This window comes from Streptomyces sp. NPDC001770, assembly GCF_053596135.1.
The window spans coordinates 183,430-198,452 of the sequence record NZ_JBSFFN010000012.1 but is presented as its reverse complement, the minus strand read 5'-3'; the positions used below and the strand labels follow the sequence as shown (position 1 = coordinate 198,452).

13 protein-coding genes are annotated in these 15,023 nt (G+C 73.2%); 6 read left to right on the top strand and 7 right to left on the bottom strand.

Features of this window, described 5'->3' with window-relative positions; genetic code table 11:
• Window positions 1-540 precede the first annotated feature (540 nt).
• Together ACWCSV_RS13900 and ptsP are read left to right on the top strand one after the other, a co-directional pair.
• Entirely contained in the window at window positions 541-990 is a 450-nt protein-coding gene (locus ACWCSV_RS13900; protein ID WP_451141781.1) for a PTS sugar transporter subunit IIA, read from the top strand.
• Window positions 991-1,063: 73 nt separating this feature from the next.
• Window positions 1,064-2,734, top strand: a complete 1,671-nt coding sequence (gene ptsP, locus ACWCSV_RS13895; RefSeq protein WP_451141779.1) for a phosphoenolpyruvate--protein phosphotransferase — start codon at window positions 1,064-1,066, stop codon at window positions 2,732-2,734.
• A 102-nt stretch (window positions 2,735-2,836) separates the two neighbouring features.
• Here ptsP and ACWCSV_RS13890 read toward each other — a convergent pair whose 3' ends face one another.
• A complete protein-coding gene (locus ACWCSV_RS13890; RefSeq protein ID WP_451141777.1) occupies window positions 2,837-3,799 on the bottom strand; it encodes a hypothetical protein in 963 nt (320 codons plus the stop codon).
• Between the two features lie 136 nt (window positions 3,800-3,935).
• Window positions 3,936-5,912 (bottom strand): acetoacetate--CoA ligase, encoded by a 1,977-nt coding sequence (locus tag ACWCSV_RS13885; protein WP_451141775.1) that lies wholly within the window; start codon window positions 5,910-5,912, stop codon window positions 3,936-3,938.
• A gap of 253 nt (window positions 5,913-6,165) precedes the next feature.
• Between ACWCSV_RS13885 and ACWCSV_RS13880 the strand changes: the two genes are divergently transcribed.
• The gene (locus tag ACWCSV_RS13880; protein WP_451141773.1) at window positions 6,166-7,887 is read left to right on the top strand and encodes a TIM-barrel domain-containing protein; all 1,722 of its coding nucleotides are present in this window, start codon (window positions 6,166-6,168) and stop codon (window positions 7,885-7,887) included.
• Between the two features lie 46 nt (window positions 7,888-7,933).
• Here ACWCSV_RS13880 and ACWCSV_RS13875 read toward each other — a convergent pair whose 3' ends face one another.
• The gene (locus tag ACWCSV_RS13875) at window positions 7,934-8,470 is read right to left on the bottom strand and encodes an NUDIX domain-containing protein (protein ID WP_451141771.1); all 537 of its coding nucleotides are present in this window, start codon (window positions 8,468-8,470) and stop codon (window positions 7,934-7,936) included.
• Window positions 8,471-8,530: 60 nt separating this feature from the next.
• On the opposite strand from ACWCSV_RS13875, the gene ACWCSV_RS13870 reads away from it, so the two are divergent.
• On the top strand, window positions 8,531-9,346 hold the full coding sequence (locus ACWCSV_RS13870) for a M15 family metallopeptidase (protein WP_451141769.1): 816 nt from the start codon (window positions 8,531-8,533) through the stop codon (window positions 9,344-9,346).
• A 101-nt stretch (window positions 9,347-9,447) separates the two neighbouring features.
• Entirely contained in the window at window positions 9,448-9,813 is a 366-nt protein-coding gene (locus tag ACWCSV_RS13865; protein ID WP_451141767.1) for an Mpo1-like protein, read from the top strand.
• Window positions 9,814-9,831: 18 nt separating this feature from the next.
• Here ACWCSV_RS13865 and ACWCSV_RS13860 read toward each other — a convergent pair whose 3' ends face one another.
• The 4 genes from ACWCSV_RS13860 to ACWCSV_RS13845 are packed head-to-tail and all read right to left on the bottom strand — an operon-like array spanning window position 9,832 to window position 14,043.
• Window positions 9,832-10,437: a GTP-binding protein gene (locus ACWCSV_RS13860; protein ID WP_451141765.1), complete on the bottom strand. Its 606-nt coding sequence runs from the start codon at window positions 10,435-10,437 to the stop codon at window positions 9,832-9,834.
• Entirely contained in the window at window positions 10,418-10,855 is a 438-nt protein-coding gene (locus tag ACWCSV_RS13855) for a DUF742 domain-containing protein (RefSeq protein ID WP_451141763.1), read from the bottom strand. The genes ACWCSV_RS13860 and ACWCSV_RS13855 overlap by 20 nt, the downstream gene beginning before the upstream one ends.
• Window positions 10,856-10,864: 9 nt before the next feature.
• On the bottom strand, window positions 10,865-11,308 hold the full coding sequence (locus tag ACWCSV_RS13850; RefSeq protein ID WP_327174612.1) for a roadblock/LC7 domain-containing protein: 444 nt from the start codon (window positions 11,306-11,308) through the stop codon (window positions 10,865-10,867).
• Window positions 11,305-14,043, bottom strand: a complete 2,739-nt coding sequence (locus ACWCSV_RS13845) for a sensor histidine kinase (RefSeq protein WP_451141761.1) — start codon at window positions 14,041-14,043, stop codon at window positions 11,305-11,307. Before ACWCSV_RS13845 ends, ACWCSV_RS13850 begins: the two co-directional genes overlap by 4 nt.
• 498 nt (window positions 14,044-14,541) lie before the next feature.
• On the opposite strand from ACWCSV_RS13845, the gene ACWCSV_RS13840 reads away from it, so the two are divergent.
• Window positions 14,542-14,970 (top strand): hypothetical protein, encoded by a 429-nt coding sequence (locus ACWCSV_RS13840; protein ID WP_451141799.1) that lies wholly within the window; start codon window positions 14,542-14,544, stop codon window positions 14,968-14,970.
• Window positions 14,971-15,023: the final 53 nt, after the last annotated feature.

Below are 15,023 nucleotides of genomic sequence, written 5' to 3'. Positions count from 1 at the left end.
AACATATCTGGCGTTGACTTTTGGCACGCTGTTGAGTTCTCAAGGAACGGACGCTTCCTTCGGTCCCGTTTCACCGGGGCCCTCCGGGCGCTTCCTTCGTTCTTGCGTTTCCGACTCTATCAGACTCTTATCTGTCCGATTCCCGGTCGAAGCGGGTCGAGCAGTTTTCGCTTTCCAGTTCTTCGCTTTCGCGTTTCCCTTTCCGGCGAGTCCGACTCTATCAGGCAATCCCTTTCCCTCCGACCAGGCCCCCGCAGGCATGCGGAAGCCCTTATCGGGCAAGGTTTCGCTGGAGAGTCGCCACCGACCCCAGGACCAGAAGTCACGGTGGGGCCAGGCAGATCTACGACAGTACAGCCTCGTCGGGAGACGAGGCAAATCGTTCGCGGTGCACTTCTACGTCAGCCAAACGGGACATCTCGGGCAGAATCGCGACTTGCCATGACTTACTCTGCTGAGGAACGCGCCGCCCTGTGACACCAGGGGACGGCCATCGAGCAACCAGGCCAGGCGCCCCAGCTCCACCTCCCGGAGGCATCCATGACCCACGTGACGTCCCCCCTCAACGGACAGGCCATCGGACTGGCCGCGGTCCCCGACCCGGTCTTCTCGGGCGCGATGGTGGGGCCCGGCACGGCCATCGACCCCGTCCGGGAGCCCGGCGAGGCGGTCTCGCCGGTCGACGGCGTCGTGGTCTCCCTCCACCCGCACGCGTTCGTGGTGGTCGACAGCGAGGGGCACGGTGTACTGACACACCTGGGGATCGACACCGTCCAGCTCAACGGCGAAGGGTTCGAGCTCCTCATCAACAAGGGGGACACCGTCACCCGCGGGCAGGGCATCGTGCGGTGGAACCCGGTCGAGGTCGAGGCGGCGGGGAAGTCCCCGATCTGTCCCGTCGTGGCGCTGGAGGCCACGGCCGACTCCCTCTCGGACGTCCGGGAGTCCGGTGACGTGGAAGCGGGAGGCACCCTCTTCGACTGGCAGTGACCCTGCCCTTCCGTGACGAGCCAGTCGGACATCCACCGCGGGGGTTCCCGCCGCACGAACGGAGACGGGTGACATGGAGACAACGCTGCGAGGCGTCGGTGTGAGCCACGGGGTGGCCATCGGCGAGGTCCGGCACATGGGGACGGCGGTCCTGGAGCCGCCCGTCAGGAAGATTCCACCGGAGGAGGCGGCGCGGGAACAGGGACGCGCCAGGCAGGCCGTGGAGGCCGTCGCCGCCGACCTCGTCGCGCGCGGCAATCTCGCCGGCGGTGAGGCGCAGGGGGTGCTGGAAGCGCAGGCCATGATGGCGCAGGACCCGGAGCTGATGACCGACGTGGAGCGGCGCATCGCCGAGGGGAGCACGGCCGAGCGCGGTCTCTACGACGCCTTCGCCGCCTACCGCGCGCTGCTGGCCAACGCCGGGGAGTACCTCGCGGGGCGGGTCGCCGATCTCGACGACGTACGCAACCGGATCGTGGCCCGGTTGCTCGGGGTGCCGATGCCGGGGGTGCCGGACAGCGACCATCCGTACGTGCTGATCGCTCGGGATCTGGCTCCCGCGGACACCGCGCTGCTCGATCCCACGCTGGTGCTCGGGTTCGTCACCGAGGAGGGCGGGCCGACCAGTCACAGCGCGATCCTGGCGCGGGCGCTCGGGGTGCCGGCCGTGGTCGCGCTGCCCGGCGCCGGTGAGCTGGCCGAGGGCGTGGTGGTGGCGGTCGACGGCGGCACCGGCGAGGTGTTCGTCGAACCCGGCGCGGAGAAGCGGGCCGCGCTGGAGGGGGCTGCTGCGGCGCGCGAGGCGGCGCTCGCCGCCTCCAGCGGGCCGGGTGCCACCTCCGACGGGCACAGGATGCCGCTGCTGGCCAACATCGGCGGTCCGGGGGACGTGCAGGCTGCGGTGGAGGCGGGCGCGGAGGGCATCGGGCTCTTCCGAACGGAGTTCCTGTTCCTGGACGACAGTGAGCGGGCACCCTCCGAGGAGAAGCAGGTCGCGGCGTACCGCGCCGTGCTGGAGGCCTTTCCCGAGGGCCGGGTCGTCGTCCGGGTGCTCGATGCCGGAGCGGACAAGCCGCTGGCGTTCCTCACCCCGGCCGACGAGCCGAACCCCGCGCTCGGGGTGCGGGGTCTGCGCAGCCTTCTGGACCACCCGGACGTCCTGCGCACCCAGCTGACCGCTCTGGCCAAGGCCGCCGAAGGGCAGTCGGCGCAGTTGGAGGTCATGGCGCCGATGGTCGCCGACCGGAGCGACGCGAAGGACTTCGCCGACGCGTGCCGCGAGGCGGGGCTGCGGGCGAAGGTCGGGGCGATGGTGGAGATCCCGTCGGCCGCGCTGCGGGCACGCTCGGTGCTCCAGGAGGTGGAGTTCCTCTCGCTCGGTACCAACGACCTGGCGCAGTACACCTTCGCCGCCGACCGGCAGGTGGGCGCGGTGTCACGGTTGCAGGACCCGTGGCAGCCGGCGCTCCTGGACCTGGTGGCGCTGTCGGCGGACGGGGCGCGCGCCGAGGGCAGGAGCTGCGGGGTCTGCGGTGAGGCGGCGGCCGATCCGCTGCTCGCCTGTGTGCTGACCGGGCTCGGGGTCACCTCGCTGTCGATGGGCGCGGCTTCGCTCCCCTACGTACGGGCGACGCTCGCGCGGTACACGCTGGCGCAGTGCGAGCGGGCCGCGGCGGCGGCGCGGGCCGCGGACTCCGCGGAGGACGCGCGGAGCGCGGCCCGGGCGGTGCTGGAGGGCGCGTAGCCGCGCCCGAGTTCCGGGCGACCGGACGCAGGGGCTTTCCGCCGTGGTGGCGGGGAGCCCCTGCGCGTCGGGGCCTGCTCGTCGTGGCCTGTGCTGGGCGGATCAGTGGTGGGGCCGGGGGTCCTCCGCTCCGATGTCGAAGCCGGCGCGGTAGTCCACGCCCGGTTCCGGACCGACCGGTTCGCCGGTCCCGGCGTCGGTGCAGTAGGCGGAGAACACCTCTCCCGCGGTCAGGGGCAGCAGGCTGCCCCGGTCGAGCCGCCAGCCGTGGACCCGGTCCGGGGCGTCGGGGGCCGTGGTGCGCAGGACGACGCCTCCGGGGGCCTCCAGCGCGACGCCCACCGCGAGTACGGTCGCGAGCTCCGTGCCTTCGGCGGGTGAGAGGACGGGCGGGCGTCCCCCTTCCTGGCGGGTGTGGAGAACGGCGAGGAGCCGGTCGTCGGTGGAGCGGATGGAGCAGACGATGTGGTGAGTGCCTGGACCGGCGGCCTCCAGGAGCCGGAGCAGCAGGTGCGAGGCACGGTCGAAAGCGGCCCCGCCGATGTCCTGGCCGCAGTCCGCGCAGGCCCCGAGGTCCGCCAGGAGCACGGTGGCGTACTCCCAGGTCGCGCGGCGTACGACGCGGGAGACGAGGAGCGGGAGAATCCGGTCGAGCGGCTGCCCGGTGTAGGGGACCGTGGCGCCGGCGGCCGCGATCTCGGCCGTGAAACGGGTGCGGGCGTCGGCGCTGTCGGGGTCGAGCCGGTGCTCCGCGCAGAATTCACCGAACTCCGACGGGTCGAAGAGCGCGAGGCTGGTGTGGAGTCCCTCGGCCTCGAAGCCTTTCAGCAGGCCCTCGACCTCGTGGAGATAGGCGGCGTGGTCGTCGAAGGGGAAGGTGCGGTAGGCGCGCATCGCCGCGAAGTCCTGGGGGTCGACCAGGACGCCGACGGTGCCGGGCACTTCGCGGCGCAGGGCGCGGCGGGTGGACCGGGGCCGCCGGTCCGGCGGGGCCCCGGTGCGGCGGGTGCGGCGGGTCGTGTCGGTCGCGCGGTCGGTGCGTCCGTTGCGTCCGGTGCGGTTCATGAGCGGTGCTCCCCCTGAGTGAGACGGTCCGAGTACGACGGTCCGGGCCGTACGGTCTGCGTGCGTGCCGCGTGTGCAGACGTACGGTCGACTGGCGCTCACTCAGCGTAACCGGGGGGACTGACAACGGGCCGTCTCAGTGGCGGGTGCGAGCCAGTCCGGCGTAGAAGCGGAGGAGGCCGACGTCATCGATGGAGCCGACGTTGACCGCCTTGTCCAGGGGGGTTCCCTGGAGGAGACGCTTGACCGGGACTTCGATGCGCTTGCCGGTGAGGGTGTGCGGGATGCCGGGGACCTGGATGACCTCGTCGGGTACGTGGCGCGGGGAGAGGTTCTCGCGGAGCGTGCGGGCGATCGCGGTGCGCAGGTCGTCGTCGAGCACGGCTCCGTCGGCGAGGTGGACGAAGAGCGGCATCCAGTAGCCGCCGTCGGGCTCTTCGATGCCCACGACGAGGGATTCGCGGATCTGCGGCAGCCGCTCCACGGCCTCGTAGATGTCGGCGGAGCCCATGCGTACGCCCTGGCGGTTGAGGGTGGAGTCGGAGCGGCCGTGGATGATCACCGAGCCGCGTCCGGTGAGGGTGATCCAGTCGCCGTGGCGCCAGACGCCGGGATACGTGGCGAAGTAGCTGTCGTGGTAGCGGCTGCCGTCCGGGTCGTTCCAGAACCGCAGCGGCATGGAGGGCATGGGCGCGGTGACGACGAGTTCGCCGACCTCCCCCAGGTGCGGTTCGCCGTCGGCGTCCCAGGACTGGAGGTCGGTGCCCAGGCAGGGGGCCTGGAGCTCCCCGATGTGGACGGGGAGGGTGGCCACGGCGCCCGCGAAGCAGCTGCAGACGTCGGTGCCGCCGCTGACCGAGGCGATCCAGAGGTCGTCGGTGATCTCTCCGTGCAGCCAGCGGAACCCGTCCGGGGGCAGGGGCGAGCCGGTGGTGGCCACGCACTGCACGCGGCTGAGGTCGAAGTCGCGTCCGGGGTGGGCGCCGGCCTTGCGGCAGGCCATGACGTAGGCGGCCGAGGTGCCGAAGAAGGTGGCTCCGGTCTGTTCGGCGACGCGCCACTGGGCGCTGATGTCGGGGTGTCCGGGGCTGCCGTCGTACAGCACGACGGTGGTGCCGGTGAGGAGGCCGGAGACGAGGAAGTTCCACATCATCCAGCCGGTGGAGGTGTACCAGAAGAAGCGGTCCTCCGGGCCGAGGTCGCAGTGGAGCCCGAGCTGCTTGTAGTGCTCCAGCAGGATGCCGCCCTGGGACTGCACGATCGCCTTGGGCAGTCCGGTGGTGCCGGAGGAGTAGAGGACCCAGAGCGGGTGGGCGAAAGGTACCTGCTCGAAGCGGGGTTCGGTGTCGGCGCCGGTGAGGTCGGCCCAGGCGAGGGTGCCTTCCGGGGCCGGGGTGCCGAGCAGGGGGACGTGGACGACGGCGCGCAGGGTGGGGAGTTCGCGGCGGAGTTCGGTGACGGTGGCGGTCCGGTCGTGCTCCTTGCCGCCGTACCGGTATCCGTCGACCGTGAACAGGACGACGGGTTCGACCTGCTGGAAGCGGTCGAGGACGCTGCGGGCACCGAAGTCGGGGGCGCAGGAGGTCCAGACCCCGCCGACGGCGGCGGTGGCGAGGAAGGCGACGACGGCCTGCGGGATGTTCGGGAGGTAGCCGCTGACCCGGTCGCCGGGGGTGACGCCGAGAGCGCGCAGTTCCGCGGCGAGGGAGCCGACCTGGCGGCGGAGTTCGGACCAGCTCATGACCGCCTGGGCCTGCGTCTCGTCGACGTGGAAGAGCGCGGGCGCGTCGGCGCGGAGCGGGTCCTCGGCGGTGCGCAGGGCGTGTTCGGCGTAGTTGAGGGTGGCGCCGGGGAACCACTCGGCGCCGGGCATGGCGCGGCTCGCGAGGACGGTCTCGTACGGGGTGGAGAACCGGACGTCGAACCATTCGGCGACCGCCTGCCAGAAGGTGTCGAGCTCCTCGACGGACCAGCGGTGCAGGGCCGGGTATCCCCCCTCGGCGGGGGCCCCGTGGTGTTCGGCCGCCCAGCTCTGGAAGCGGGTGACGGCTGCGGCGGCGACGCGCTCGGGGCCGGGCTGCCAGAGGGGTGCTTCGTCGGCTGCTGCGGTCATGGGGCGGCTCCTGGCTGACGGGTGCGCGGGGTGGGCGCCGGCGCGCACGGGCAGGGGTGGTGCGCGCGAGCACTGAGGACGATGCCATGTGATCGTCCCCGGCACCAGGGCCGGCAGGAGGGCACCGGGGCGTGGCGGGCGGCGGGCGGTCGCGGCGCACGGTGCGGGGTGTTCATGTACGACCGCCGGGCCTCGGGTGAACGGAAGTTGAACGAAACGCTCGCCGGGTTCGGCTGGTGGCAAGGTGTGCGCCATGGACGGTCATGGCCTGGTGCGCTCGGTGAAGTTGATGGGTTCGGTCGATGGCATGCGGACGGCCTGGCGGTCGTGGCGCGGGGACTCCTGGGCGCCGCGGCAGAGCGGTCCGGAGCTGGCCAGGGTGCCCGGACCCCTGCTGGGAGCGGATCCCGGGCCCGGGGGCGGCGTGGTGCGGTTCGCCCGTTCGGAGCTGAGCATCCGGGTGGCCGCGGGCGGGGCGGTGTTCTGGGCGTGGGACGGGGCCGGGTGGCTTCCCTCGTACGGTCTGCCGGGGACGGAACCGGTGCCCGATCCGCGGGCGCGGCTGGAGCCCGGTACGGACGGTGGCTGGCAGGTGGTGTCGGAGCGTCTGACGGTGTCGGTGTCGCGCGTCGGGGCGGTGGAGCTGCGGACCCCGGGCGGTGTCCGGCTGCGGCGGGAGCTGCCGCCGCGCTGGTGGGAGGCGGCCGGCGGGGGTCCCGCGCGGTGGGTGCAGCGGGCGGAACTCCCTGCCGACGCGCGGTTCTTCGGGCTGGGCGGGCCGCCGTCGGGCCCCCGGTTGCGGAGCGGCGCGTACCCGCTGGGCGCCCCGGGCACGGGTCGGGCGGGCCGGGGGGACGGGGCGGACGGTCCGTCGGCGCCGGGGCTGCCGGCGCAGTTCGTGGTCTCGGACGCGGGGACGCATCTGGCGTTCTACGACAGCACCGGGACGGGGCGGATGACCATCCGCGAGGGTGAGGAGGGTGCGGGCTCGGGGCACGACCGGCCGGGCGGCAGCGAGGTCCGGATGGACGGCGGACCGTTGCGGTGCTGGGCGGTGGCGGGGACGCCGGCCCGGGTGCTGCGCGGCTGGACCGGGCTCACGGGTGCTCCGGCGCTCCCGTCGCCGGGGGCGCCCGAGACGTGGCCCGCCGTGGAGGGCGGGGCGGGCGGGGAAGGCGAACGGCATGTGCGGCGGACCGTGTCCGGGGGTGCGGCGGACGGCTGGCCGGGGTTGCGCGCGGCGCTGGCCACGGTCGTCGGGCTCGGGCTTTGCGGGGTGCCGTACTCGGGGCCGGACCTGGGTGCGTTCGAGGACGCGGACTCGCCCGAGCTGTATCTGCGCCGGCTCCAACTGGGCGCACGCCTGCCCTTGTTCCGCGCGGGGGCCGGGCCCCGGGAGTTCGGGGAGGAGGTGCTGGGGCATGCGCGAGCGGCGTTGCTGGAGCGGGAGCGGCTGGGCCCGTACTTCCTGACGCTGGCGCACGTGGCGCGGCTGACGGGCGCACCGTACGTACGACCCCTCTGGTGGGACGCTCCCCGTGACCGGGCGCTGCGGGACTGCGAGGACGCGTTCCTGCTGGGCGACGCGCTGCTGGTGGCGCCGGTGCTGGAGCCGGGCATGGTCCGGCGGACCGTACGGCTGCCGCGCGGGCGCTGGTACGACACGGGGACGGGCCGGTCGTACGAGGGGCCGGGACGGGTGACGGTGGAGGCGCCGTTGTCGCGGATTCCGGTGCTGGCGCGGGCGGGGGTGGTGATTCCGGTGCGGGGCGACGACGGGGGGACGGAGCTGGAGGCGTGGGCGCCGCGGCCGGGGCGGCGCGGTGGCGGGGTGCTGGTGCGGGGCGCCGGCACGGGGCGGGGGAAGCCGGTGGTGGAGCGTTTCCGCACCCGGTGGGAGGACGGCCGGGTGGTGGTGGAGCGGGACGGCCACGCGGGGCCGGTGCCGTATCCGGTGCGGGTGCGGGGGGTGTGACCAGGCGGTGCGGTGGTGGCCGTGGCGCGTCGACCCGCCGGGGTCCTCAGGCGTAACGGCCCGCGAACCAGGCGCGGGTGGCCTCGGTGTGCAGCGGGAACGCCAGCTCCCGGGGCGCGCGCAGCACGTCGTACCCGGCCGTCTCGTCGGTCGGTACGGACGGTGGGAGCCGGTCGGCGGCACGGGCGGGGAGGAGGCCGAAGAGGAGGAGGTGGCCGTCCGGGGAGCTGAGCGCGTCGGCGAGGGTCACCTCGTCGGCTCCGGCCTCGATGCCGGTCTCCTCGCGGAGTTCGCGGACGACGGCGTGCCGCCAGTCCTCCCCGTGGTCGATGAACCCGCCGGGCAGGGCGAGTCCGCCGCGCCGGGGTGCGATGGTCCGGGTGATGACGACCAGGCCGTCGCCCGCGTGGCCGGTGACCGGAAGCAGGGCGACCGCGACGGGAAGCGGGTTGCGGTAGGCGGTCGTACCGCAGGCGGCGCAGGGGCGGGGCCAGGCGTCGGCGCGGAGTACGGACGCGGCGTACGGGGCTCCGCAGGCGGCGCAGTGGGAGTCGCGTACGGGCGGTGCGGTGGGCTCGGACACGGGCCGGACTGTATCCGATCACGCTTCCCCGGGGGGCCGGAACCTGATAGCGATGTGCACATGACAACAACGACCGCATCCGGTTCCGTGCTCCGCACGCTCACCGTCGTCGCCGCCATCCTGCTCGCCGCGACCATGTCCACCCCTCCGGCGCGGGCGCGGCCCGAGCCGAAGGCGCCGGACGGTTTCGTCGCGCTGCGCTCCGTGGACCCCAGCATCATCGAGGAGATCCGGTACGCCACGCCGCACACCTTCCTGGGCGTCCCGGTGGACGGCTACCGGAAGCCGGTGTGCCTCGTGACCCGCCCCGCCGCCGAAGCCCTGCACCGGGCGCAGACCGCGCTGCGACGCCAGGGCTACTCCCTGAAGGTGTACGACTGTTACCGGCCGCAGCGGGCGGTGGACCACTTCGTCCGCTGGGCGAAGGACCTCGACGACCAGACCATGAAGGACGAGTTCTATCCCCGCGTCGACAAGACGCGGCTGTTCGAGGACGGTTACATCGCCGAGAAGTCCGGGCACAGCCGGGGCAGCACGGTCGACCTGACCCTGGTGAGGCTGCCCGCCGTACCGACGAGGGCGTACCGGCCGGGCGAGCCGCTCGCTCCCTGCTACGGGCCCCGGGACGCGCGGTTCCCCGACAACTCGGTGGACATGGGCACGGGTTACGACTGCTTCGACACCCTCGCGCACACCGACGATCCGCGCGTCCAGGGCGCCCAGCGGGCCAACCGGCAGCTGCTCAAGGGGACGCTCACCGGTCTCGGGTTCGTCAACCTGGCCGAGGAGTGGTGGCACTACACCTTCGCCCCGGAGCTCTTCCCGGACACGTATTTCGACTTCCCGGTGGACGGGCGCTCGGTGCGCGGCCGCTGACGGCGTCGGGCGGACGGCACAGGACGGTCCCGCCGGTCACTCCCCCGCGTCTGGCCGACGGGACCGTTTCCCGGCGGGGCGGGAGCCGATACCTTGCCCCCATGACGCAGCAGACGTTCGATTCGTACGAGGAGTTCTGGCCCTACTACGTCGCGATGCACTCCAGGGCCGCGACCCGCTGGGTCCATCTGACCGGGACCCTGACCGGGCTCGCGATCACCGCCTACGGGCTGGCGCGCGGCCGGAAGCGGTACGCGGCGGCGCTGCCGCTGATCGGGTACGGGACGGCCTGGCCCGCGCACTTCCTGATCGAGGGGAACAACCCGGCCACCTTCGGCCACCCCGCCTGGTCGCTGCGCGGGGACGCGCAGATGATCCTGACGATGCTCGCCGGACGGGACGCCGAGCTGGCGGAGACCGCCGCCAAGTGGCTCGCGGAGAACGCGGACCGGCCCGCCGCGAGGTGACCGGCGCGGACGGACCCCTCAGGTGCCGGCCGGTTCCCTGAGCCGCCCGGTCCGGGCCAGCGCGTGTTCGACGAGCTCGACCAGCACGTCCCGGACCGAGGACCGTTCGCGGGCGTCGCAGAGCAGGACCGGGGTGTCCGGCCCGAGGTCGAGGGCGGCCCGCACGATGCCGGTGGGGTAGGTCTCCGCGCCCTCGAAACAGTTGACGGCGACCGCGAACGGGATCGCCCGGCGCTCGAAGTAGTCGACGGCCGCGAAGCACTCCTCCAGGCGGCGGGTGTCGGCGAGGACGACCGCGCCGAGGGAGCCCTGGGCCAGTTCGTCCCAGAGGAACCAGAAACGTTCCTGCCCGGGGGTGCCGAAGAGGTAGAGCACCAGCTCCTCGCGGAGGGTGATGCGCCCGAAGTCCATCGCCACGGTGGTGGTCCGCTTGGTCTCCACGCCGGAGACGTCGTCGACGGGCCGCCCGGCCTCGGTGAGGTGCTCCTCGGTGCGCAGCGGCCTGATCTCGCTGACCGCGCCCACCAGCGTCGTCTTGCCCACGCCGAAACCGCCCGCCACCAGGATCTTCAGGGTGACGGGCGCGACGGCCCGCTTGCGGCGGTTAGAGCGCCCGAAGGCCATTGATCACCTCGCGCAGAAGGTTCACGTCCGGCAGTTCGGCCGGCGGAACGGGTCGGGTCACCTGCACCAGCTCCTCCTCGACGAGATCGGCCACCAGGACCCGTACCACTCCCACCGGGAGGTCCAGGCCGGCGGCGAGCTCGGCGATCGACTGGGGTACGGCGCAGCAGAGTTCGACGATCTCCACGTGCTCCGGGGAGAGGGCCGCGTCCCTGTCGGGGTCGTCGGCGGCGGGCTCGGGGACGACGACCGCTATCAGGTCGAGCCGGAGGCTGACCGCGCCGCCGGTGCGTCCGCGGGTCATCGCGTACGGGCGTACGACCGGCCCCGCGTCCGCGTCGAACCAGGGCAGGGACCGGACGCCGGGGGCGGCGGCCGGTGATCCGGGGACGGTGTCGCGGGCCGGTTCTGCGCTCATGCCATCCCCTCACCCTCCGGCGGACGTACCGGACGTACGGGGTGCGTTGACCAGGTGGGCCCCCACGCGCTTGACCATGAGCGTCATCTCGTACGCCACCTGGCCCACGTCGGAGTCCGCGTCGGCCAGTACGGCGAGACAGCTCCCGTCCCCTGCCGCGGTGACGAAGAGGAACGCCTCGTCGAGCTCCACGACGGTCTGGCGCACCTGGCCGGCGTCGAAGTGGCGGCCCACGCCCTTGGCGAGGCTATGGAAGCCGGAGGCGACGGCGGCGAGGTGTTCGCCGTCCTCGCGGCTCAGGTCCCGGGAGGTGCCGGTGGCGAGGCCGTCCCGGGACAGGACCAGGGCCTGGCGGATGCTGGACACCCGGTCCACGAGTTCGTCGAGCAGCCAGTTGAGTTCGCCGGACCCCCTGCGTTCGGAGTCGTGTGCGGCGGCGTGCGGTGCGGTCATCGACCGTCCCCTCCCGGTGGTGTTCCTGGGTCTGAGTCGCCCGTGTCGGTCGTCTCGCCTGCGTTCTGCCGGCGCCCGCGCTGCCAGCCGCGCTGGAGCGAGGCCATGCGGTCGCGGACGTGTTCGGCCTCGCGCTGGATGTCGTCGCGTTCGAGGGCGGGGGCCTCAGGCTCGGTGCGGGCCTCCGTCTCCTCGCGGAGCTGCGGTACGAGGCTCGCCTGGCGGATGCGCCGGGGCAGGCCGCCGACGGTGTCCACGGACCGGATCGTCACGGGCTCGGCATCCGGCCGCGGGAGCGCGGGTGCCGGGACCGCGGGCGGTACGGGGGCCGTCGCGGGGGCGGGTACGGAAGCCGGGTCGGCCGGCCGGGGGACCGAGCGGGTCGGCCCGCCGGAGCGGGGGGCGCCGATGCGGCGGCCGTGCTCCGCGACGAGGGTCGGGGGCGTACGGCGGGGCAGGGGCGCGGGTCCGTCGAACCGCATCGGGCGGACCGGCGGCACCGGACCCTCGCGTTCGTCGCCCGCCTGCTGGTGCTGCTCCGGTCCGTCGCCCCGGCGCGTGTCGCGGGCACGGAAGAGGCCGCCGCGTTCGCTGTCGCTGTCCTCCAGGTCGCCGAGGCTGCCGAGGACGGGGGCGAGGGCCGGGTCGAGCGCCCGGTCGCGGTCGCGTTCGAAGGCCGCGCGCTCGCGGGGGCCCATCGGCGCCTCCAGCTCGACCGGGCCGTCGATCGGGCCCGGCGGGAGCGAGGACGCCGCACCGGCCGCGTTCTGCTCGGAGCGCGGCCCGGGCAGGGCGCGCTCGGTCCTGCGGTCGAGCCGGAACCCGGTGCCATGGGTGTCCGGCGCCTCGGTGAGCAGGTTGGCCGGGATGAAGACGACCGCCGTGGTGCCGCCGTACGGGGACTTCTGCAGGGAGACCCGCACCTTCTGGCGCTGGGCCAGCCGGCTGACGACGAAGAGGCCGAGCCGGTCGGTGTCGGAGAGTTCGAAGTCGGGGGTCTCGGCGAGCCGGAGGTTCGCGTCCAGCAGGATCTCGGGGGTCATGCCGAGTCCGCGGTCGTGGATCTCGAGGGTGAAGCCGTTGGAGACGCGGTCTCCGTGCACCTGCACGCCGGTGTGCGGCGGCGAGAACGCCGTGGCGTTCTCGAGGAGTTCGGCGATGAGGTGGGTCAGGTCGGCGACGGCGGGTCCGCCGACGCCGATGCGCGGGAGTCTGCGGACCTCGATCCGTTCGTAGTCCTCGACCTCCGCGACGGCGGCGCGCACCACGTCCATCAGCTGGACAGGCTTGCGCCACTGGCGGGAGGGGGCGGCGCCGGAGAGGATCACCAGGCCCTCGGCGTGCCGGCGCATACGGGTGGTGAGGTGGTCGAGGCGGAAGAGGTCGGCGAGTTCCGCGTCACTCTCGGTACGCCGTTCCATCGCGTCGAGCAGCGTCAGCTGGCGGTGCAGCAGCACCTGGTTGCGGCGGGCCAGGTTGACGAAGACCTCGGAGACGCCGCGCCGCATGTCGGCCTGTTTGACGGCGGCTTCGACGGCGGCCCGCTGGAGGGTGTTGAGCGCCTGGCCGACCTGGCCGATCTCGTCGGGCTCGTAGCTCAGGTGCGGGGCCTCGGTCTCCACGTCGATCTGCTCCCCCGCCGCGAGCCGCCGCATGACGCCCGGCAGGCGTACGCCCGAGGCCTCGTGGGCCTCCTTGCGGAGCCGGGAGAGGTCACGGACCAGTTCGCGGCCGATGCGTACCGACACGAAGACGGAGACGAGCAGGGCCAGGAAGCCGAGGACCCCCGCGACGCCCGCGAGGACGAGCACCCGGTAGCCGGCCGGATCGGCGCGGTCCTGGAAACGGTTGGTCATCTCGGTGTAGTCGTTGGCCAGCCGGTCCAGCACGGGGGGCGCGGCCCGCTGCCAGCGCGCCGTGTCGATGCCGGCACGGTCCCGTGCCTCGCCGCCCGCGATCAGGGCGTTCTCGGCGGTGCGCAGGGGTTCGGTCTCGGGACTGGCCCAGAACCGTTCGACGCGCAGGCGTTCGTCGCTGGGGAGCATGTCCAGGTTGACCTGGTAGAGCAGTTGGCGCTGGGCGACGAGGGCGGCGAGCTGGCGCAGATCGGCGTCGGTGAGCCGGGAGGTGAGGAGGCCGGAGGCGACCAGCGCGTCCTCGCGGGAGAGGAGTTCGCGGGCCCGGGAGACGCCGACGAGCGCGCGGACCTGCTTGTCCAGGGAGACGTGCTCCATGGTGCTCAGACCGTTGAGGAACCGGTAGGCGGGGTCCACGAGTCCGTCGTAGAAGTCCATGGCGCGCAGCCGGGAGATGCCGCGGTTCTCCACGGACTGCCGGAGGGCGGGGAGTCCGTCGGCCGCGCTGAGCACGGCGTCGAGTCGGCCCTGGGCGTCGCTGCTCAGCCCGTCGCGGATGCCGCCGCGGCCTGCGCCGTCCCTGATCTCGGCCACCGTCCGGTCCGTGATGGCCTGTTGGCGGTGGAGGAGCGGCAGCGCGTCGGAGGCGCGCGGGTCGGCGAGGAAGACGAGCGTCTGGCGGCGCTCGTCCTGGAGGGAGCGGACCGCCTGCTCCAGCGGGTGGCCGACCTTTTCGACCGTGGCGCCCGCGTCCATCATCTGGCTCGCCTGGCGCCCGGTCACGTAAGTGGCGAACGCCCAGAGCGCGGTGAGGGAGACGAGGGGCACGAGAAGCAGTGCCGCGATCTTCCTGCGGATGGACTTCCCGCGAAAGCGCATGGCCTCCCCCAGCTCGACCCCCGCACGCAGGGGTGTGTCCGTCGGTCCCGCCTCTGCGAACGGCGCGAGCCTACTACTGACACTCTGACAACTCGAAGGACCGTCCGGGCGATTTTCGGCCTTCCCGCGCGGAGTTGACGCGAATCATTCCCGCATTCCCGGCCGCGGAGCTCGGCGTGCGGCAGAAATGCAGACGGCGGGCACCCGGAAATCCGGTACCGGACACTTGGCCGGAATTACGTGTTTCGTGACCCTTGACCGTGCTGATCGTTGCCAACTCGCGGGAATCTTCGTACCCACGTATTCGTCCGTACGTACGGGGCAGGAGTCACGCCGGAGGCCGGTGTGGCAGGCCGGCGGGGTCCGTCGTGCGGTTGGCCCGGCCGGCCCGCGTAGAACGGCGGCAGGCCGGGCAGTCACCCTCAAGTCGGTCAGCGGTGGGGAGTTGAAGGTCCTTTGAGCACTCGGGAACGCCGGGGCGTCGCGTCGTCGGACGCCATGCCGGTGCAGGACGTGCGTGTGCCTCGGCAGTTGTGGGTGGAGGAGCCGGCGGTCCGCAGACGGATGCCCGATCCCGTCCGCACGGCGGCGGTGCGCGCGGTGATGATCGTGTCGCTGACGCTCATCCAGGCCATGGTGGCGTTCCTGTGCACCATGGCGGGGTCCTGGCTCGCCTTCCCGATGGTGCTCGGCGGGGTGGCAGGCACGGTCGGGGCGACCTGGTCGGTGCTGGACGTCTGGGTGACCCGCCAGGTGTGGAACCAGCGCCACGGTGTGGTGTCGGTGCCGAGCAGCACCGCGCGGCAGATGCGCCGTGAGCGCCGGCGGGCCCGCCGCGCGGAGCGCCGGGCCACGCGCGAGGGCGGCGCGGGCATAGGAGGACACGGACACAGCCGTACGGGCCGGGGGCGGCTCTCCCGGGTGTGACCCCCGGGCCGGCAGCGCCCCCAGCACCGCAGGGACGCGCCGACCGCCGTACG